General features: G+C 43.5%; 18 protein-coding genes. 12 read left to right on the forward strand and 6 right to left on the reverse strand.

The genetic code is table 11. The features are described from left to right. Nucleotides 1–439: 439 nt before the first annotated feature. The 3 genes from H6F98_RS20470 (at nucleotide 440) to H6F98_RS20480 (ending at nucleotide 3423) form a co-directional block, all read left to right on the forward strand. A complete protein-coding gene (locus H6F98_RS20470; RefSeq protein WP_192220534.1) occupies nucleotides 440–721 on the forward strand; it encodes an HU family DNA-binding protein in 282 nt (93 codons plus the stop codon). Between the two features lie 28 nt (nucleotides 722–749). Then, the gene (gene cobD, locus H6F98_RS20475; RefSeq protein ID WP_192220535.1) at nucleotides 750–1862 is read left to right on the forward strand and encodes a threonine-phosphate decarboxylase CobD; all 1113 of its coding nucleotides are present in this window, start codon (nucleotides 750–752) and stop codon (nucleotides 1860–1862) included. A gap of 88 nt (nucleotides 1863–1950) precedes the next feature. Further along, nucleotides 1951–3423, forward strand: coding sequence for an NAD(P)/FAD-dependent oxidoreductase (locus H6F98_RS20480; RefSeq protein WP_192220536.1), 1473 nt, complete (start codon nucleotides 1951–1953; stop codon nucleotides 3421–3423). Between the two features lie 4 nt (nucleotides 3424–3427). Here H6F98_RS20480 and H6F98_RS20485 read toward each other — a convergent pair whose 3' ends face one another. The 3 genes from H6F98_RS20485 to H6F98_RS20495 all read right to left on the reverse strand — a co-directional run bounded on the left by H6F98_RS20485 (nucleotide 3428) and on the right by H6F98_RS20495 (nucleotide 6501). After that, on the reverse strand, nucleotides 3428–5302 hold the full coding sequence (locus H6F98_RS20485) for an FAD-dependent thymidylate synthase (RefSeq protein ID WP_192220537.1): 1875 nt from the start codon (nucleotides 5300–5302) through the stop codon (nucleotides 3428–3430). A 69-nt stretch (nucleotides 5303–5371) separates the two neighbouring features. Next, entirely contained in the window at nucleotides 5372–5953 is a 582-nt protein-coding gene (dcd, locus tag H6F98_RS20490) for a dCTP deaminase (RefSeq protein ID WP_192220538.1), read from the reverse strand. Between the two features lie 11 nt (nucleotides 5954–5964). Continuing rightward, a complete protein-coding gene (locus H6F98_RS20495; RefSeq protein ID WP_192220539.1) occupies nucleotides 5965–6501 on the reverse strand; it encodes a P-loop NTPase family protein in 537 nt (178 codons plus the stop codon). A 319-nt stretch (nucleotides 6502–6820) separates the two neighbouring features. Between H6F98_RS20495 and H6F98_RS20500 the strand changes: the two genes are divergently transcribed. From H6F98_RS20500 to H6F98_RS20530, 7 genes are all read left to right on the forward strand, one after another. Then, nucleotides 6821–7402 (forward strand): nucleoside monophosphate kinase, encoded by a 582-nt coding sequence (locus H6F98_RS20500; RefSeq protein ID WP_192220540.1) that lies wholly within the window; start codon nucleotides 6821–6823, stop codon nucleotides 7400–7402. 55 nt (nucleotides 7403–7457) lie between these two features. After that, nucleotides 7458–8174 (forward strand): ribonuclease PH, encoded by a 717-nt coding sequence (rph, locus tag H6F98_RS20505; RefSeq protein WP_192220541.1) that lies wholly within the window; start codon nucleotides 7458–7460, stop codon nucleotides 8172–8174. A gap of 49 nt (nucleotides 8175–8223) precedes the next feature. Next, nucleotides 8224–9885, forward strand: coding sequence for a hypothetical protein (locus H6F98_RS20510; RefSeq protein ID WP_192220542.1), 1662 nt, complete (start codon nucleotides 8224–8226; stop codon nucleotides 9883–9885). A 159-nt stretch (nucleotides 9886–10044) separates the two neighbouring features. Beyond that, nucleotides 10045–11703 (forward strand): hypothetical protein, encoded by a 1659-nt coding sequence (locus tag H6F98_RS20515; RefSeq protein WP_192220543.1) that lies wholly within the window; start codon nucleotides 10045–10047, stop codon nucleotides 11701–11703. A 229-nt stretch (nucleotides 11704–11932) separates the two neighbouring features. Beyond that, on the forward strand, nucleotides 11933–13459 hold the full coding sequence (gene bchB / locus H6F98_RS20520; protein ID WP_192220544.1) for a ferredoxin:protochlorophyllide reductase (ATP-dependent) subunit B: 1527 nt from the start codon (nucleotides 11933–11935) through the stop codon (nucleotides 13457–13459). Between the two features lie 243 nt (nucleotides 13460–13702). Next, nucleotides 13703–14056 (forward strand): DUF433 domain-containing protein, encoded by a 354-nt coding sequence (locus tag H6F98_RS20525; RefSeq protein WP_192220545.1) that lies wholly within the window; start codon nucleotides 13703–13705, stop codon nucleotides 14054–14056. Then, complete coding sequence (locus H6F98_RS20530) at nucleotides 14031–14417, forward strand: DUF5615 family PIN-like protein (RefSeq protein ID WP_192220546.1); 387 nt, start codon at nucleotides 14031–14033, stop codon at nucleotides 14415–14417. Before H6F98_RS20525 ends, H6F98_RS20530 begins: the two co-directional genes overlap by 26 nt. Nucleotides 14418–14472: 55 nt before the next feature. On the opposite strand, the gene H6F98_RS20535 is transcribed toward H6F98_RS20530, so the two are convergent. Next, on the reverse strand, nucleotides 14473–15831 hold the full coding sequence (locus H6F98_RS20535) for a hypothetical protein (protein WP_192220547.1): 1359 nt from the start codon (nucleotides 15829–15831) through the stop codon (nucleotides 14473–14475). Nucleotides 15832–15983: 152 nt separating this feature from the next. Here H6F98_RS20535 and H6F98_RS20540 point away from each other — a divergent pair, with 152 nt between their 5' ends. Both H6F98_RS20540 and H6F98_RS20545 read left to right on the forward strand, forming a co-directional pair. Next, the gene (locus H6F98_RS20540) at nucleotides 15984–17039 is read left to right on the forward strand and encodes a hypothetical protein (protein ID WP_192220548.1); all 1056 of its coding nucleotides are present in this window, start codon (nucleotides 15984–15986) and stop codon (nucleotides 17037–17039) included. Between the two features lie 253 nt (nucleotides 17040–17292). Next, entirely contained in the window at nucleotides 17293–18120 is an 828-nt protein-coding gene (locus tag H6F98_RS20545) for a hypothetical protein (RefSeq protein WP_192220549.1), read from the forward strand. A gap of 79 nt (nucleotides 18121–18199) precedes the next feature. Here the strand turns inward: H6F98_RS20545 and H6F98_RS20550 are convergent, their stop codons facing one another. Then, complete coding sequence (locus H6F98_RS20550) at nucleotides 18200–19792, reverse strand: PKD domain-containing protein (protein ID WP_192220550.1); 1593 nt, start codon at nucleotides 19790–19792, stop codon at nucleotides 18200–18202. Nucleotides 19793–20210: 418 nt separating this feature from the next. Next, complete coding sequence (gene minE / locus H6F98_RS20555) at nucleotides 20211–20501, reverse strand: cell division topological specificity factor MinE (RefSeq protein WP_192220551.1); 291 nt, start codon at nucleotides 20499–20501, stop codon at nucleotides 20211–20213. Nucleotides 20502–20564 lie beyond the last annotated feature (63 nt).

Genomic DNA, 20564 nt, shown 5'->3' on the forward strand with positions numbered 1-20564 from the left:
AACTTAACTGGGCAATTTGACGGCGTTGAATGCTGTAGGTAAAGACTCTAGCGAAAATATTACGTTAGCGATCGCCTCTTTTGGCTCTACACCCTACACCCCTGGTTGCCCAAATACTCGAAAGTGCGATCACATCTTCATTCGTTGCCAAATGTCTTTTTTGCTCTAAAATACGTTAAATAGCGTCGCATTAGACTGTAATTGGAGAAGATGCGGCGCTCTTTTTGCTTAAAAATCCTGAAATCCACATAACTTAAAGGTTTCAACGATCCATATCTGGCAAGCTGATCTTAGAATAATGCAGTGAAACTTCGAGCCTGCGAGTGTTGCAGCGATTTTGAGTCGAAAAACTCTGCTATTGGGGTCAAAACCACTAATCTCGAACCGAGATTTTAGATGATACTTGACCTCATGATCCAAACAAACAAGGAGATTCCTAATGAATAAAGGCGAATTAGTTGATAAGGTTGCGGAAAAAGCAACTGTGACCAAAAAACAAGCTGATGCCGTGTTATCTGCCGCATTAGAGGCGATTATGGAAGCCGTTTCCGACGGCGACAAAGTTACCTTGGTTGGCTTCGGCTCGTTTGAGTCGCGGGAGCGCAAAGCCCGTGAGGGTCGCAATCCGAAAACTGGCGACAAGATGGAAATTCCGGCGACTAAGGTTCCTGCCTTTTCTGCAGGTAAGTTGTTCAAGGAAAAAGTTGCGCCAGAGAAATAACAGTTGGTGACTTAACAAGAACGCATCCTTGAAACGACCAACTCACGGGGGAAACTTAGCCTGGGCAGCGGCACTGGCAGGCTGTTCCCCTTCTTTCATTCTTGATTTTTCAGCGAGTATTAACCCCTTGGGGCCGCCTAAAAGTGCCCTCAAGGCGATTGAGTCTCACCTAAAAGACCTAATCGCCTACCCTGACCCCAATTACTCCCAGCTACGAGCGTCTCTGAGTCTGCTGCACCCGACTCTGACACCGGACTGGATTTTGCCTGGTAATGGCTCCGCAGAGCTTTTAACCTGGGCAGGGAGGGAATTATCAGAACTGGAGGAAACCTACCTTCTTACCCCAGCCTTTAGCGACTACAAACGTGCCCTTAGAGCGTTTGAGGCAAAGGTTAAGGAGTACCCTCTTCTCGACAGAGAAAGTGGAATGTGGAAAATGGTGAGTAAGAAAGAAGACAAGGGGGAAAAATCTCCCTTGTCCTTCCTATTCCCTAGTCCCCATTCCTCCTCTGATTGCGGTTTACTGCTGAATAATCCGCATAATCCAACGGGACAGTTGTTTGAGCGGGAGACAATTCTGCCTTATCTGGAACAATTTGCTCTAGTAGTGGTGGATGAAGCCTTTATGGATTTTCTGCCGCCTGACCAACAGCAAAGCTTGATACCAGTGGTGCAAGACTATCCAAACTTGGTAATTTTGCGATCGCTTACCAAGTTCTACAGTCTCCCAGGACTACGGTTAGGTTATTGCGTTGCTCATCCTGAACGACTGCGCCGCTATAGTCAGTGGCGTGACCCTTGGTCGGTAAATATTTTAGCGGCTGCTGCTGCGATCGCTGTTGTGCAGGATACGGAATTTCAGCAGCAAACCTGGGATTGGTTACCAAGAGCGCGATCGCATCTGTTTGAAGGTTTAGCATCATTACCAGGGTTGCAACCTAACCCCAGTGCCGCCAACTTCTTACTGGTGCAATCTGAACAACCGAGTTCACAAATTCAGGAAAAACTGCTCAAGCACAGCCAGATTTTAATCCGCGACTGCTTGAGTTTTCCAGAATTAGGCGATCGGTATTTCCGGGTAGCTGTACGCACTGAGGCAGACAACCAACGTTTATTAGAAGGTTTAAAATCTATCCTCTGAAACCTGTTGCCTGTTCACCTTTTTGCTACATCAGCAAATCTAACAACAAACAACTAACAACAAACAACTAACAACTAATAACTAACCCATGGCCGTTGAATACGACCTCATCGTCATCGGAGGCAGCACGGCTGGTATTTATGCCGCCGTTGCTGCTGCTAAATTGAAGGCTCGCGTTGCCCTCATAGAAAATGAGCGTGTCCAGACAAACTGGTTAGGTCATGGTGCAATCTACGCTCAAGCATTAAATCAGGTTGGGCGGGTGCGAGAGCAAGTGCGTCAGGCGACACAAGTTGGTGTCTATTTTCCACTAGCTGATTCAACCGAACAGTCACTAGTCCCATCTGTTCAAGTGAATGAAGCAATGCAGTGGGCACAGACTGTCGTTCATACCTGTTCAGAACAAAGTTCTCCAGCGATTTTGGCATCTTTAGGTGTTGATGTAATTACAGGTGCAGGGGAATTTTGCCGACAGCCTCACTTGGGTTTTGTCGTTAATGACCGCCGAATGCGATCGCGTGCCTATTTAATTGCCACTGGTTCTCGCCCAGTTATCCCCAATATCGCAGGATTGCGAACCATTGGCTACCTTACACCAGCCGATATCTGGCAACCAAACTTTGCTCAACGGTTACAGGGAAGTTGGGTCGTGATTGGTGATGGTTCGATTGGAACCGAACTCGCTCAAACTCTGGCGCGGTTGGGCTGTGAAGTCACTCTTGTTGTCAACGCATCCCATATACTGCCAGATGAAGACCCAGAAGCGTCTCGCCTTGTACAAGCGCAATTAGAGGCTGAAGGGGTTCGTGTGCTTACAGAGAGTCCAGTCGCCCACGTTAGGCAGATTGAGGATAAAAAGTGGGTTCAGGCGGGAAATCGGGCAATTGAAGCGGATGAAATTTTGCTAACTACAGACCATCAGCTAAATGTTGAAGCTTTCAATTTAGAAGGTGTTGGGGTTAAGTTTACGCCGCAGGGTCTTGAGCTGAATGAGAAACTACAAACGAGTAATCCCCGCATTTATGCTTGTGGTAATGTTGCTGGGGGTCAGCCGTTTGCCCATATTGCCCAGTATGAAGCCAGCACGGCTTTGAAGAATGCGTTGTTTGCGCCTGTGTTTAAGGTTGATTATCGTGGGATTCCTTGGGCAGTTTTCTCTAACCCTCAACTAGCACGGGTAGGGTTAACAGAAGCGCAAGCTAGAGGGCGCTATGGTAAGGATGTCTTTGTGGCACGGCAATATTTCAAGACCCTGGATAAAGCTCAGATATTGGGAGATACGACTGGGTTCTGTAAAATTGTTGGACGTGAGAATGGGGAAATTTTAGGCGCATCGATCGTTGGGGCTGATGCGAGTGAATTGATTGGAGCGATCGCATTTGCAATTCGACAGAAGCTTAAGGTGAAAGCGATCGCAAATTTACCCCAGATTACCCCAACCTTGTCAGAGATTATTCACAAAACTGCGATCGAGTGGCAGCAGCAACGTCGAAGTCGCAACAAGTCTTTACAGAACTTCCTAGAAGGCTTCTTTAACCTGCGCCGCAATTGGTCTTCTTAAGGAACTAAGGGGATAATTTTGCTTTTTTAGCGCGATTTTCTTTGTACCACTGCGCCACTGCTGGAGACCAGTTTTCGAGATGAATATAGAGAAGTTCGCAGAATTTCTGAGCTTCTAGTTGAGCATCTTTCTTCCATCTCAGGTCTAATAAATGAAGAAGCGATCGCAGATTACAGCTCAATACGAAATGCTGTCTTGCATCAAAAGGAATCAACCCTCTAGCGTGTTCTTCTGACAGCCCTTCATCAATTCGCTTCTTATAATGTTGGCACGCTTCCAAACACCACTTCAAGTCTTCAGTGCGTTGTTCTTCTGAATAGAAGTAACGTTTACCTTGACGATTAGTATAGTTCCCGACAGGGCGGAGGTAAAAAACGTCTTCCACCTCTTGCTTCCCTTCTGCAACATTAACAATTCTCTGACCTGTATAGCGGAAGGAGTTGTGAACAACCACTCCATTAGCAACAAAGTTGTGCCATTGTCCAGCAACTTCTATGTCATAGGTTTTTTGTAGCCCAATATATCCCACTTGGACAACTTTCAATGGGTGAGCCTTTAGCTTTCGGCCTTTCGGTTTTGGCTTTTGAGGAAGAGTTTGGATAGGAATAAAGGTTTGGGCAAACTCTAGCTCTAGTCCCTGATTATGAATTCGTCGATGACAATCTTCACAGACAGTTACTAAATTTTCAAAGTCATAAGCTTTTTCAGGATGTGAGTAAACCGGGAGTAAGTGATGTGCATGAAGTTGATTTCCACGATTGCCACATCGCTGACATGTATAGTCAAACTTCTCGTGAACTTGAGGTGCAATAGTTCGAGTCCATGCACCAATAGCTACTCGTTCTTCTGTGACTCCACCCTTCCAGAAATTACTATCTTCCCCTCTGCGAGTAAACTGTTTTGCTCTCTCTCTTCTCTGCTGTCGCTGTTCAGGAGTTTTGTCTAAGTGGTATGCACCGCTTAGTCCTTTATTCCAAGGTTTTTTTGTTCCTGGTTTACACTTATTTAGCTGAAGACCATAGATATAAACCCACTTTTTAATTGCTTCAACTGAACACTCGGCTTTTCTAGCCATCTGTTGGGCAGTTAATCCAGCGAGTAACTGCTCTTGTAGCCAATTCTTATCGCGGTATAGTCCTTCTCCGACAACAACTCCATTAGCCATCAAGTAGCAATCTTGCTTATAGCTAATAACTTCCTGATTAGCATCAGTTTTTAGGTCAACAGCTTCTCTCATCATCTGCCAACCCTGATTAGTTAGAAGGCGATGATTTTCAGTACAGTTAAGTGTTCTGCCATCTTCAAGGGTTAAATGATAAACAGGCTGTATCCCCTGATCAAAAACTTCCTGAATGTGACCAATTTCAAAAACACCAGTATCTTCATTAAGAACCCTAAGGTTCATTTTCTTTAAGCGGGATTTGCAATCTCTCCTGTAGGTTCCTGGTAGTTCTCCATTACGCCCCCGAATTTTCCTCTCACGGATTGCCTGCTCTCCATTTGCCCATAAATCATAAAGTTCGGCAATCTTAATTTTTCTCAAACTACCGGAAGCCTTGACAAAAGTAACTTCGGTATCCCCGGTAAGACATTGGACATCAAATGATACTCCAACGCGATGAGTACGAATTTGCTGCATCATCGAGTGGGGAAAGTAGCCAACATTAAAAGTAATTTGGGGATGTTCTAAGGGTCCGTAATGTCCGCGATCACCTAATAATAAATGCTTAACAATTAGTTCGCCAGCACGCTGTTCATTAGGCCATTGTTCATGGCTATCCCAAACATAATGTTCTGAATAATCTTGATGCATTGCTGCCCAAACAACTTGTTGCGGATTAGGCGTTGCAGTAATTACATCAACACAAAAGCGTTCCATTCTATCTTTAAATTAATAATAGATATATTAACAACAAAAGTCATCAAGTAAGCCTTTATTATTGTCAATTTAAACTCTTGAAACAACTACTTGTTCAGGTTGGTCTTGATACTTACCTCGTCGCTGTTCATAACTAACAGAGCAAGGATTTCCTGAAAGAAACAATAGCTGAACTACCCCTTCATTAGCATAGATTCGGCAGTCAGCGCTAGAAGAGTTGGAAAACTCTAATGTTAGATGCCCACGCCATCCAGCTTCCGCAGGGGTTAGATTGGCAATTAAACCTACACGCGCATAAGTGCTTTTACCAATGCACAAAACAGAGATATCTTCAGGAACAGCTAAATGTTCCAACGCAACTCCAAGTCCATAAGAATGAGCTGGCAAAATGAAGTAGCTACCATTCCCATCAGTATGTAACTGAACCGGTTCTAAATTATCTGGATTAAAGTTTTTTGGGTCAACGACAGTACCGGGGATGTGCCGGAAAACTCTAAATTCAACTGGAGACAACCGGAGATCATAACCGTAGCTACTAAGACCATAAGAAATGACTGGCAGTCCCTCTACGTGGCGAACTAGCCTGGGTTCAAAGGGAGAAATCAGTCCCTGACTTGCCATTTCGGTAATCCAGGTATCGTTCTTGAGCATAACTATGTACTTTAAGGTTGGTGAGAACGGCGGATTTCGGTGATTTGGTCGGCGACATCGAGAAGCGCTTGAGGCATCTGTGGCCCCGTGAGAATAATATCAACGTGACTAGGGCGTCGTTTGAGGAAGGCAAGTACCTCAGCTTGTGGGATTAAGCCAAAGTTGATCGCTAAGCTCAATTCATCAAGAACAACTAGGGAGTATTTTCCTTCTGATACAACGTCTTGAGTGTACTGCCACAATTGCATCAAAGACTTGGACTCTGACTCATCTAACTCCGGTGTATCAATATAACGCGGAAGGTCGCAGCGAATCCAATCTAAGTGCTGACCTAAACGTACAGGATGCTCATGACCTTGCCCTATTCCGCCTTTGAGGAACTGAACGACGAGTACAGGGGTGCCTTGACCAGCAATTCTCAAGGCTTGAGCGATTACGCTGGTAAAAAAACTGCGATGGGGGCTGGTAAATACTTGTACCAACCCTTCAATGTTATAGGTTGGAGGACAAGAGGAATCAATGCCGGTCGCTTCTAACTGGGAAACCATAGTCAACATTTAAAGGGCAACGAACCTGTATTGCTAATGAATAGGGTAGTTGCAGAGCCGATGCCATGAACAAGATATAGCGTACTTTTTGAGTCGCCTACCTAGTCAAACACTACATTTATGAGTCCGTCAAGATTCAAATTGTAAAGTATAAGTCGGATTTGGGGGGCAGATGGATCTGGATATATTCCCTTTTTGCCCAGGCATCAAATAGTGCAAAAATAGCTTTCGTGAGCTTGGACATACGCCGTTGGGCGAGAATTCGTGCAAAATTTATCTAGAAAAGGTTTAATGGCAAGAAAGTAGGAGCGGTTTAATCGTGAGACTGGTGATTCTGGGAGGACCAGGGGCAGGGAAGGGAACACAGACTCGACAATTGTGCCGCACACTGAGTCTTTCAGAGGTTTCCACCAGTGATATGTTGCGAGAGGCGATCGCATCTCAAACCGACTTGGGACGTCAGGCACAACCCTACGTGGAGAAGGGCGAACTCGTACCTGATCCAATCCTCATTCAATTTATACGTCAGCGTCTTTCTCAGCCTGACATTGCTCGGTGTTGGTTGCTCGAAGGCTATCCCCGGACGGCTTTCCAGGCAGAAGAATTAGATTTTCTACTAGAAGAATTGGGGCAACACCTCAACTGGGCGATTTACTTGCAGGTATCGGAATCGGTAATGATGAATCGTTCTTTAGAGCGATCGCGTACCCTACAAGATAACGCCATCAACTCACGCCTAGATGACCAACCAGAAATCATTCAGCGTCGCATTGATCTCTTCCATGAGCGTCTGCCTCTCCTATTGGAATATTACGGCTATCACAAACGGCTGTTGACGATTAACAGCGAACAACCACCAGAACAGGTGCAGCAGGATATTTTGCAGAAACTCACGGTTTGAGGAACACGCCAGTTTACTATCCTTAAGGATTAACTGTTCCACACGGAAAATTATCATGCCCTGGCAGCGTCCCGACAATCGACAACCCGACCAATTGCGTCCGATCAGCTTTGAGCGAGACTTCACACGCTTTGCTATGAGTTCTGTCTTAACAAAGTGCGGTGGCACTCAGGTACTTTGTACCGTGACGGTTCAGGAAGGGGTACCAAAGTTTTTAGAAGGCAAAGGTAGCGGTTGGTTAACGGCTGAGTACAGGATGTTACCTGGCGCTACACCCCAACGCCAAGAACGGGAATTGTATAAGTTATCCGGACGAACTCAGGAAATCCAGCGATTGATTGGACGCAGTTTACGAGCCTCTCTGGATTTAAAAGCACTGGGAGAACGTACTGTGATTGTCGATGCGGATGTCCTCCAGGCAGATGCGGGGACTCGTACAACTTCAATTACAGGGGGATTCGTTGCCCTTGCTGATGCTCTAGAGAAACTGGTAAAGAAGGGACAATTAGAGCGATCGCCTATCACTCACCAAGTCGCTGCTGTCTCCGTAGGACTCCTAGAGGGTGAGCCATTTTTAGACCTTAACTATGTTGAAGATGTCGCGGCTGAAGTAGACTTCAACGTCGTTATGAACGACCAACTGGGAATTATCGAGGCACAAGGAACAGCAGAATCTGGAACTTTTAGTCGCAATCAACTCAATCAGCTTATAGACTTAGCAGAAAAGGGGATTCAAGAGCTACAACACGCTCAGCGTCAGTGTTTGACGTAATTTATTTCGTTAAGTCTCAAGGTGATTTTTTCTGCTACGACAAAAAATTATGCTGAAGAGCTTGCCCTCAACGTTTGGCTCTACTTTTAGAACCGCTTATTTAAAAGTAGTTGCCGTCATACTTGTCATTGCGATGATTGGCTTTCCTCTAGTTAGTCACTATGGGATTACTGTCGATGAGGGGACAGAAGTGGCGATGGTGAGGAGGAACATAGAATTTATTGTTAAAGGTACACCCATTCCAGGTGACCTGAAGTACTTTGGGCCAGTTTTTAATGTTGCTTCAGAGATAATGTTTCAAGCTCAGCAGTACCTCACCAAAGGACGATCTTATAATCCCCTAGATTATGGAGCAGAGCTTAATGATCGGCAGACAAGAGTTCAAGCCTTAGCTGGCCGAGTAAAAGTTAAGCATTACATGACCTTTTTAGTTTCCTTAATAACTTATGCCGCAGTCGCTGGTATTGTTGGAACGCTATGCGGAGCAGATTATGCCTGGTTTGGGGCATTAACATTGGTATTCTTTCCAACGTTTTGGGGCCATAGCTTTTTCAATCCTAAAGACCCGCCCTTTGCTACCATATTCACGCTAACTACCCTTCTAGGAGCCTATTTAGTTAATTATTACTTGGAGTCGGATGAACCTATCAAGGTTGGTAAAAACCGTGCAACCTTTTATGCCGTTTTATTCGGTATTCTTGTAGGCTTACTAACTGGCATAAGAATTGGAGGATTCCTCTTTCTATTCTTCATTCTGGCAACTTACCTAATATTAAGGTTGGGAAAAGGAGGAAGCCGCAGAGACTTCTTTAACTTTGCAGGACTTTACTTACTACTGTGCGTGACATGGTTTGCTACTAACACTATTTGCTACCCTGCTTTTTGGTCTAACCCGATTGCTGGTTTTCTTGAAACAATTGATTATTTATCAGGGCATCGTTTACAAATAGTAGTCTTATTTGACAGCAAGTTTATTCCAATCCAAAATCTCCCCTGGAACTACTTACCTACTTGGATGTTTATGACAATTCCCTTAATTTTTCAGATTGGGTTTGTCGTTGGCACCAGTTTGATAGTGGCAAAATACTCAAAGCTCTCAACCCTGCAACGAGCTTGTGCCATTTTAGTCTTATTCCAAGTTTTATTTCTTCCTTTAGTTGCTATTGTCAAACATTCACCCATGTATGACGGGATGCGGCACTTCCTTTTCACCTTGCCAGGAATTGCAGCAATATCAGCAACAGCTTTTATCTGGATTTATCAGAAGCTCTCTAAGAAGAGTTTTAAAATCATTGCAGCTAGTTTTATCACCGTGGTGTTTGTTGCGATCGCGTTTGATATGATCGCCTTACATCCCTACCAATATATTTACTTCAATCGCATCTCAGGCGGACTAAAACAAGCTCAAGGTCAATACGAAACTGAATATTGGGGATTAAGTTTACGTGAGGGGATGGAGTGGCTTAACAAAAATGCGACTCCTGGTTCAACCGTTTTAGTGGGAGGCTTTCTTTACTCGGCAGAACTCTTTGCTGACCCCAATCTCAAGGTTATTGGTTACGAACCCGAAAAACTTGCAGGCGTTCCTAGACCTTTTCACTATTTAGCATGGCCCCGTTGGGATGCACAAGAGCAGTTACCAGAATGTCCAGTTGTTCATCAGGTGATAAGGCAAGGAGTACCTTTATCCATTGTCAAGCGCTGTGATTAAGCTGTCTTGAAATAAGGAAGAAGGCAGAAGAAAGAAGGAGTAAAGAAAATTTTCATTCCAACGTTAGTGAGATTTTGTCTCATGGTACCTAAGTTGATTTAAACTTTATCTAGCTAAGCCTTAAAACTCTTGGGATGTATCTTTAGGAAAATCTAACCGATGTTGATAAAGTTTCCTGCCTCTTTTAGTTCGGCTTGGAAAAGGACTTACTTAAAAGTTGCTACGGTAATTGTAAGTCTTGCCATTATCGGCTTGTTAACGATTGGTCACTATGGAGTCTCGTGGGATGAAAACGTCGAGATTTCCATGGTGAGATTTAACTTTGAACTTATTACCCAAGGAAAGCTAATTCCTAGTGACTATAAATACTATGGAACTGCCTTTAATTTAACCTCTGAGATTATTTTTCAAATCCAAACCTTCATTCAAAAAGGATTTGACTACAACCCTCTCAATGATGCAGGTATCCCTGATGAAAGACTAAAATATAAAGTCTTGTATGAGCGTATCAAAGTCAAGCATGTTTTAACCTTCCTCGTTTCCCTAATAACTTACGCATCGGTAGCAGGAATTGTCGGAATTTTGTGTGGCAGAGATTTTGCTTGGTTTGGTGCTGTGGCTTTGCCCCTGATTCCACGTTTTTGGGGACATAGTTTCTTTAATCCGAAAGATATTCCATTTGCTGCCTTCTTTACCCTCTCTACACTTCTTGGTGCTTATTTGGTTAATCATTATCTTAAAGTCAACCAAGAATCCCAACTTGAATTTAACAGAACTCTTATTTACTCAATTCTTTACGGCATTTTAGTTGGATGGCTAACAGCAATAAGAATTGTTGGGTTCTTTGTACTGTTTTTTATTATCTTAGCTTACTTAGTAGGAATGTTAGGAGCAAAGACGAGCTATCGAAATTTACGGAATACATTAATTTACTATGCAACAACAATTGTTGCTTGGGCAATAACAACAATCGCTCTACAGCCTGCAACTTGGTCTAATCCTATCGGCTGGTTTATTGAAACTCTTGCTTATATGTCCAAGCATGGTTGGGGAGGAGAAGTTTTATTTAAAGGTCAATTTATTTCAGCGAAGGCACTCCCCTGGTATTACCTACCCACTTGGGTGGTGCTTACGGTGCCTCTAATTTTTCAAGTTTCTTTTGTTTTAGGATTAATCTTCTTAGTCGTTAAATATTCTGAGCTTTCCAATCTTCAACGCGCTTGTGCTGTCTTAGTGCTGTTACAAGTATCTTGTCTTCCACTGCTAGCGATTTTAAGAGATTCTACCCTTTATGATGAGATGCGGCAGTTTCTCTTTATCTTGCCAGGAGTCGCAGCAATTTCTGCGGCGGCTTTAGTGTGGATATATCAGAAGCTATCGAGGAAAAGCTTTAAGTTAATTGCGGTAGCTTTTATTATTACTGTACTGGGTGCGATCGCATTTGATATGGTAGCGTTACATCCTTATGAATATATCTACTTCAATCGCGTTTCAGGAGGACTAACCCAAGCGCATGGTCGCTATGAAACTGATTATTGGGGTTTAAGTACACGAGAAGGGATGGAGTGGATTAATAACAATGCCAGTGGTAACGCTAAAGTTGTGGTTGGTGGAGATGACGACTCTGCTATCATCTTCGCTGCTCCTAAATTAACGGCTATTACTAAAACTGAGTTTGAGCAAAAGCCACTAGATAAACCCTTCTATTATTTAGCTGTGCCTCGATATGACTTGCAACAGGCTTTTCCTGAGTGTCAGGTTGTTCATCAAGTCGTGAAGCAAAATGTTCCCCTAACAATAGTTAAAGAATGTAAATAATATTGATTTACATAATTATTAAGATTCGTTTCAACTAGATAAAACTCAAGATACTTTTGATGAAAGCTGTATCCTAGTAAATGTCAGCGTTTCAGAAAGCAGATGGATGAAATTACTGAGCTTAGTAGCTGCTCATAACCACTTCATATTTGAGACAATTAGACTCTTAAATTCTCTGTCCATCACCACGAAAATAAAGCATTAGTATCAGCACGAGGAAGAACAGCGTATGAAATTGGCTTATTGGATGTATGCAGGCCCAGCCCATATTGGCACCCTGCGCGTCTCTAGTTCTTTTAAAAACGTCCATGCCATCATGCACGCGCCGATTGGAGATGACTACTTCAACGTCATGCGCTCGATGCTAGAACGCGATCGCAATTTTACCCCAGTAACCATTAGTTCCGTTGATCGGAATGTCCTGGCACGCGGTTCTCAGGAAAAAGTGGTGAACAACATCACTCGTAAGGATGAGGAAGAAACCCCCGACTTGATTGTCCTCACTCCGACTTGCACCTCTAGTATTCTGCAAGAAGACCTACAGAACTTTGTAGAACGCGCCCAAATCGATGCGAAAGGCGACGTGATGCTAGCGGATGTAAACCACTACCGTGTCAATGAATTGCAAGCGGCTGACCGCACTTTGGAGCAAATTATCCAATTCTACATTGCCAAGGCTCGTAAGAAGGACAACATTCCAGAAGGCAAAACTGAAAAGCCGTCAGTCAATATTATTGGGATTTCCTCCCTCGGCTTCCACAATCACCACGACTGCACCGAACTAAAGCGGTTGATGGCTGACTTGGGGATTGAGGTGAATGAGGTAATTCCAGAGGGTGCGTCAGTTCACAACCTGAAGAATTTACCCCGTGCATGGTTTAACCTGGTGCCGTATCGCGAAATTGGCTTAATGGCAGCGCGTTACCTAGAACAAGAGTTCGGAACGCCCTATGTAGACATCACCCCGATGGGTGTTGTGGAAACAGCGCGTTGCATCCGTAAGATTCAGCAGGTACTGAATGCTCAAGGTGCCCCTGTCGATTACGAAGAGTACATCAATAACCAAACCCTGTATGTCTCCCAAGCAGCTTGGTTCTCTCGCTCAATTGACTGTCAGAACTTGACGGGTAAGAAGGCTGTTGTCTTTGGCGATAATACCCACGCAGCAGCGATGACGAAGATTTTGTCGCGGGAAATGGGAATTCACGTCGTCTTAGCAGGTACTTACTGTAAATATGATGAACAGTGGTTCCGCGAACAGGTGACGGAATACTGCGACGAAGTACTGATTAGTGATGATAACGGCGCAATTGCAGATGCGATCGCACGGATTGAGCCTTCTGCTATCTTCGGCACCCAAATGGAACGGCACGTTGGTAAGCGCTTAAGCATCCCTTGTGGTGTCATCGCTGCGCCTATCCATGTTCAAGATTTCCCCATCGGTTATAAGCCATTTCTGGGTTATGAAGGGACAAATCAGATGGCTGATTTAGTCTACAATTCCTTTACCTTGGGAATGGAAGACCACTTGCTAGAAATCTTCGGTGGTCACGACACCAAGGAAGTAATTACCAAAGGCATCTCTGCTGATTCTGACCTCGGTTGGAATAAAGAAGCACAAGCAGAACTAAATAAGGTTCCTGGTTTTGTTCGGGGTAAAGTGAAGCGCAATACTGAGAAGTTTGCTCGTGAACGTGGCTTTAGTGTGATTACTCTTGAGGTGATGTACGCGGCTAAGGAAGCAGTAGGCGCTTAAGTCAGCGATAGAACTATAGCGTTTCTCACTTAGGTGCGGTATGTCTAGACCTAATCCCCTAGCCCCGCAACCCTAGCGAGGGAAGCGGGAACCGGAATCTTGCTCCCCTCTCCGCGTCGGGGAGGGGCTAGGGGAGGGGTCAATCTGTATCTCACCTGGATGAGAACCGCTATACAAGCAATTCGCTATTCTAGGGGCATCCACTAAGTAGGATGCCTTTTTTCATTTTGGAGGCTTAAGGAGATGCTATTAGAAGACTACTTTGACTTTCTGCGTCCTGATGATATTCGCGTCAAAGGTACGCGAGTTGGCATTGAAACCATCCTGTATGACTTCATCCATCGCAGCCGAACTCCAGAGGAAATTGCCCAGTCTTACCCAACTCTCACCTTAGAGCAAGTTTACGCTACGATTCTCTATTACCTGCACAACCAAGAAGCGGTTAGTGCTTACATTGCCGATTGGTTGGAGTGGAGTCATCAGCAACGTAAAGCTCAAGCAATGAATCCGCCTCCGGTTGTCAAAAAACTTATGAAATTGAAAGCAGAAAAAGAAGCAATGAAAAAGGCAGATGACTCTCAAATATCTGCTGGATGAAAATGTTGACTTGATCTATCAAAGTCAACTCCAACGAAGAAGCCCTAATGTAGTAGTTTGGGCAGTGGGAAACCCTGGAACTCCTCCTAAAAGTACATTAGATCCAGAAATTCTCTGTTGGTGTGAAGAATATAACTGCGTGTTAGTGACAAACAACCGCAAGTCTATGCCTGTTCATTTAACTGACCACATTGCTGAAGGTCGTCATGTACCAGGAATTTTAATTCTAAATCCCGACTTAAGTATTGGTCAGACTCTTGATGAGTTGATTCTGATTGCTGAAGCATCTTTTGACGACGAATATCAAGATCGAATTGTCCATCTGCCATTACCTTCAAGGAATGATGCTTATATCGAATAGTTAAGATGCGATCGCATTTGTTGTAGTGAAGAAGCGATCGCACTCAGCCACTTTTTCAGGCTTTTGCTTCTTTGAAATACCAGTAGAGGTTGGCAACCGTTAAATCTGGTATTCCTTCCCAATTTGAAGGGGCTAACGCTTTCAAACCTGAGGCTGGTGCTTGCTGGCTAATATAGGACTCATGCCCTCGACGTAAATCAGGCTTCACCATAAATTTAAGCTGATCGCGCAGGGATAGGTAATGAGACTTTTGCTTCAAATTTTCATAGAGTGACTGTTCTTCTGGTTTGGTGACAACAGCCACGTCTTGATCACTATCTAAAACATCGGCAGTTTGTATAGTTGAACTCTCCAAAAGCTTCTGCTCATCTGGAGACAGCGTTGGAATCCAGTCAGTCTGATTTTGCCAAGATTCTAATAAAGCCAAATCGTAACTATGAATGCGTGCGAGTTCTGGAAATAAAAAATCTAGCTCTTCCTCAGATTCACACTGGTCAATAAATGCCAAGGATTCTTTAAGGATTTGGTTTTGGAGGGAAGCAAGGCGATCGCTCACTACATCAAATGCTTCTTGTAGCTGAAAAGTCAAGGTAATTGTTTGATCAATAGTCCAAGCGCATTCTAGTCTGCGGAGTCTTCCCGCGACAGAAGTCTGTTTTAATATCTCAGGATTTGTATAGTCTGCTAGCGCCTCATACAACATTCCTTGCACACCAGCAATAGCAGCATTTCTTGCATTCAAATCCGGTAGTTTTAGTGAATGTCGCAGCCAATTCACGGCTTGATTAAAGCGTCCATAAGCTTGAACTAGAATTGTGCGGTGATGCTTAAACTCAACATCTTGGGCAACTTGGTCAATTCGTTGTAGTATTTCTGTACCTTGGTCTTTTAAGGCTTGTTTTAGGTCAATAAAACCGTCTTTAACTTCAAGCCTCAGTTGCTTTATGTCTTGCCTCAGTTTTAATGTCTGGTGGAGGTTTACGGCTGACAAGGCGACACCTGCTACAGTTCCAACACCAATCACGGCTGTAGTCGCTTGCAGCACTCCTAAGTTGGTTTGGAGAGATTGCAAACTTGCATCAATAACACCAAGCCTGCTGTATGTTCCTGCCTTGAAGTCCTGCAAGTCAACCTGAATATCGCCAAGTTTGTCAAATGTTTGTTGAAACCCCGTATCAAGCATCCCGTAAGTTTTTTGAAATCCTCGGTGGGTTTGAAGCATTTGCACACCACCGAATATGAGCTTTGGAACAGCTAGAAACGGTTCACCTACAACACCAACCGCATGACCAACAAATCGTCCTGTTGCAGCATCTCTTGCAAGGCTTAACGGCACTCCTGTAGATGAAATAGCTTGCACATATTTGCCAGCAGCAATACCAGCCTGAATCGCGAGAGGAAACTTAAACAGCATATTCTTACCTTGGGAAAAGTCAGTTTCCTAGAGACTAGCGTGTCCGTTTGGTGAAGATAACCGTATTTCCTCGGATTTCTGCTTGGCTGAATCCAGGCATACTTAATGACGAGTGACAATATCAGTTCGCACTTTCATGGAAGATAACAATCATGAATGACTACTTCAACACATTCCAGACTATTGAGCAATCTGTTGAGCAACTGCTGACAGGTGAGCAAAATTCTCCAGAAATTGAGCAATCTGCTATAAGTCTAAGAGAGTCAGTTCAGCCTTGCATTGAAGAACTGAAGCAATCTGCTGCCAGACTCAAGCAGTTAGTCCTAGTACATTCTGATGAGCTGTACCATGCTGAGAATGTTTGGCTGAGCAAGCCGAGGATTGCTGAAGCAGCGAAAGAGGAGATTTGGGAAAAGCTTGGTGAGATTAGTGGACGTAGTTTCAAAATTCGTCTTCTAAGAAATCAACACAAATCTCAGGCAGTCGAACAAGCTAATCAATCTTGGACTCAACGGGTTGCTAACCTAAGAAAGAGATGGTTTATTGATAATCAAAATGGTAAAAATAAAGATGTAGTTGCCTGGGATAAGGATAAATTTATTCAAGATATACGCACACAGCTGGATTTCCAATCCGAGGATATCAGTGTCATAGTAAAGGAAACTATGAAAGTTTTTTATCAAGAGCTAGAAGTTATTGATTTGGACAATATACAAGACTGTGTTAATCTTTTAGACCAATCAAATAAATCTGTGCTTAATGCTCAGCTTAATCAAATAGTTAATGAAGTTGAGGTAAAGTTTAGTAATCCAATAGACTATGTAGCTTTCAAAAATCAAAATTTGACTAATGCTGTAAAACCAGCTTTAGATAGTTTAATTAGTCAGGGATTCCTTATCCCTGATATAAAGGGTTTGCTTAAGCAAGGTATTCTTCCAATCAATTGGCAGCAGTTTACTAAGTTCAGCACTCAAGTAATTTTGATAATTGAGAATATTATTACTTCAATCGTTGATGAACGAGTTGAATTAGCAACTCACGCCCTTGAACAAGCGATCGCATTCTACAACTACTTCCTTGAGCGGCAAGATCGATATCAGCAAGAGACACCAGAACAACGCGAAGCTGAAAAAGCGTGGATTGACCAGCAGCGTCGGGAACTGGAGCGAGTACAGCAAGGTATTGAAGCCATCCTCAACACGAATTGAAGTAAATTGCTTCACACTGCTGTCGTTGACACCATCAACTCACATCTCAGGGAAGATAACAATTATGAATGAATACTTCAACACATTCCAGACTATTGAGCAATCTGTTGAGCAACTGCTTACAGGTGAGCAAAACTCTCTAGAAATTGAGCAATCTGCTACAAGTCTAAGAAAGTCAGTTCAACCTTGTATTGAAGAACTCAATCAATCATCTGTCAGACTCAAGCAGTTAGTCCAAGTAGGTTTCGAGGATTTGTACAATGCTGAGAATGTTTGGCTAAGTAAGCCAAGGATTGCAGAAGCTGCGAAAGAAGAGATATGGGAACAGCTTGGAGACATTAGTGGACGTTCTATCAGAATCCGCAACTTAGCAAATCAATGGAGAGAAGATGCAGTAAAACAAGCAAAAAAATATTGGAATGAGCGGATTGATTATTCAAGAGAAAAGTGGTTTTTTGATTCCAAAAGAAAACTGAAGGAAGGAATTGGCTGGGGTGAAAAAGATGGTTTTATTAAAGAAATACCTCCAAAAACTAACTCTTTATTGGTGGAAATAGATAAAATAATCAAAGCTAAATTAAGTAAGGTCTATGAAGAAATAACTCAAATCAATTTAGAATTGATGCATCAATACATCAAGCTACTTGATCAGCAAGAGAAAATTAAATATGGCAAGCAGATTGTTTTAATATTTAGTGACATTGGAGCTAAGCTTAGTAAGCCAACAGAGCATCTTCCTAAATCTGTAACATCATTGAAAACGATTATTAGAATAGAGATAAAAGCTTTAGTAGGAAATGGTTGGGGCGATATCTACTGGGAAGATGTTGTTAAGTTCAAAGACAACATTTCTTCAAATATTGAAAAATTTATCACAGCAATCTTTGATGACAGAGTTGAATTAACAATTCAAGCTCTTGAACAAGCGATCGCATTCTACAACTACTTCCTTGAGCGGCAAGATCGATATCAGCAAGAGACACCAGAACAACGCGAAGCCGAAAAAGCTTGGATTGACCAGCAGCGTCGGGAACTGGATCGAGTGCAGAAGGGACTGGAAGCAATCCTCAACACTGATTAAAGTAAATTGCTTCGCACTGGTGGGCTAACACATTGATAGGAGTGAGCGATCGCATTCCTCTGTTTGTACTCAGTTTCATTTACCTCTCTACATTTTTATACGGTCGTTTGCGCTTGAATAACGCACCAGCACCAAAAGCACTAAACCCTAAAATACCCAGCACCGAACCCGGTTCAGGTACTGTTGTAGCAGTATCTCCATCGGGAACTGTTCCATCTGTATCGGTATCAGTATCTTCATCAGGAACTGTTACATCGGCAATGGCTTGCACCAAAAAAGAACTATAAGCGACACCACCATCACCGTCAGAAACTCGTAACCCAACTTCATAGTCACCTGCCTCTTCAAAAGACCACTGTCCACTTGACCCTGTGAAGTCATCAAATACCCCATCCATATCAAAATCCCATCTAAAGGTGAGAAGATCATAAATTCCTGGGTCAGTTACAGCGGCGGCGAAATCAATGTACTCGTTTGTCGTAACTACCAAATCCTCAGTCAGTTCAGTGATAGTTGGAGCAACATTCAAAACCCTAAGTGTTTGGGTGAGGGGATTACTCCAAGCTGCATCTTTATCCTGAGCTTCACCTGTAAAGACAAACGTACCCTCATCGTAAAATCTACCAAGTCTTGTTGTTACTGAACGCTCACCAGAAGTTCGCGAATCAATGCCAACCTCGTTGCCATCAATAAAGAACTTCTCCCAATCTGCGCCTGGGTCGGTAGCAAACAATTCTGCTGATACGCCTTGACCTTCGTAGATGAAGCGCCTCGAAAGATTGAAAGTGGTCAGGGTTGGGGCAACGTTTAAGACGGATTGTGTACTAGTAGCAAGATTACTGTAGTTACCATCCTCATCTATCGCGTGTGCTGTATAGGTAAATTCTCCGTTATCAGGAAATAAACCCAAATCTGCGCTAACTGTACGAGTTCCTGCACGATTGTAGTTAGTCCCAAGATGATTGCCATTAAAGAAGAAAGAAATCGCATCTTCACCTGGGTCATCGGCATACAGAACTGTAGATGTTGATTGACCTTCGTAGATGGGGGATAGAGAAAAATATACGTTAGGAGGACTATTTCTCACTACAGGGTCGCGTGGCTGAACGGGGTCTCTGTTGCTACCAGTATCAGTATCAGCGCGGAATAACATTGTTCCGGTAAATCCACTAGTCCAATATAGTGAAAGCGTTCCAAATAGGTCTCCAGCTGAAATGTCTATTGGATCAGTGTAAGCAGCTCCATTTGGGTTTTGTCCAGCCAGAGTCTGATATCCCCAACCGTCCGCCGACCCATCCGTATGGGGTAAGCCTTCACCATAGGGATAAATATCAAAAACGGTGTTTCCAGGAATGGTATCAATGACTAAGGAGCTAATGCCTTGACCAAAATTGCTAAAAATCCAAGGTGAATCGAAGCTATTACCTGATTCCGTCAATGACCAGTTAGGACCGAAAACGCCTCCAGATTTGTCGCCTGTAGCGCCCCAAATGAGAGTCTGGGAGGTGCCATCCAAAAAAACGGTAGTCACCTCTATCCCGCTCATCATATTGCCATCGGTCGAAAATCCTGTAAGGGTGGTCGCCTCTGAGGGAGCTGATGCTACTCCCAGAAGGATAAACGTTGCCCCAATAATCCGAGTTGATTGATTTTTAAGCAAAGAGCTAGTCATAGAGTTGTGTCGCTACTCTAGGGGTAGATGTTGAAGCTATTGATATCTGTAGATGCCTTTTTCCCAGAAGTGTTCCGAGGTTTATGCCCAATGGCTCAAGCCGTTACCAAGGAATACCAGTAAGCCCGATGCAACCTAGCTTAATTAACTCCCTAAAAGGGATCTATCGAATATCGCTATAGGGCAAAACTCTATCCAAGCTCAAATAGCTGCGTAAGCCCTAAGTAGACACGCGATCGCCCTTACTATCACTTTTAGTTAGTAAAAATTGTAACTACTTAGCTGTGTTTCTGACTTCAGCTAGAGGAGTAGCTTACCTGATTAATCCAAAAAAGCTTAAGTATTAATATTTAACTTACATAGACTGGATGGTTTTTCGACCCATTCCCTAAGTCTTGCCTGATAAGGTGGTAGCTTCCTACTCGATAGAAGCTACTGGTGGTTCCTCTTTAATCCGCCGGATGGGTAAATTGGCAATCAGCGCTGTTGCGCGTTGGTTACTCTCTAAGGAAAACTCCAACCCCTCTGTGTCGATTTCAACATAGCGCGAAACGACTTCCAGGATTTCATTACGCATCGACTCAATCATTTCCGGACTGAGGTCAGCGCGATCATGGGCAATCACCAGTTGGAGGCGGCGTTTGACTTCCACCCGACTGTTACTGGCACCAGTCCAGGGAAAAAGTCGTTCCAGAAGTTCGCTAATCATAAGATTTACATGGGTTACGAGTTATGAATTGAGAGTGATGAGTAATGAGTTAGTGCTTAAACT

It is taken from the genome of Microcoleus sp. FACHB-SPT15 (genome assembly GCF_014849525.1).
Classification (GTDB): Bacteria; Cyanobacteriota; Cyanobacteriia; order Cyanobacteriales; family Coleofasciculaceae; genus Symplocastrum; species Symplocastrum torsivum.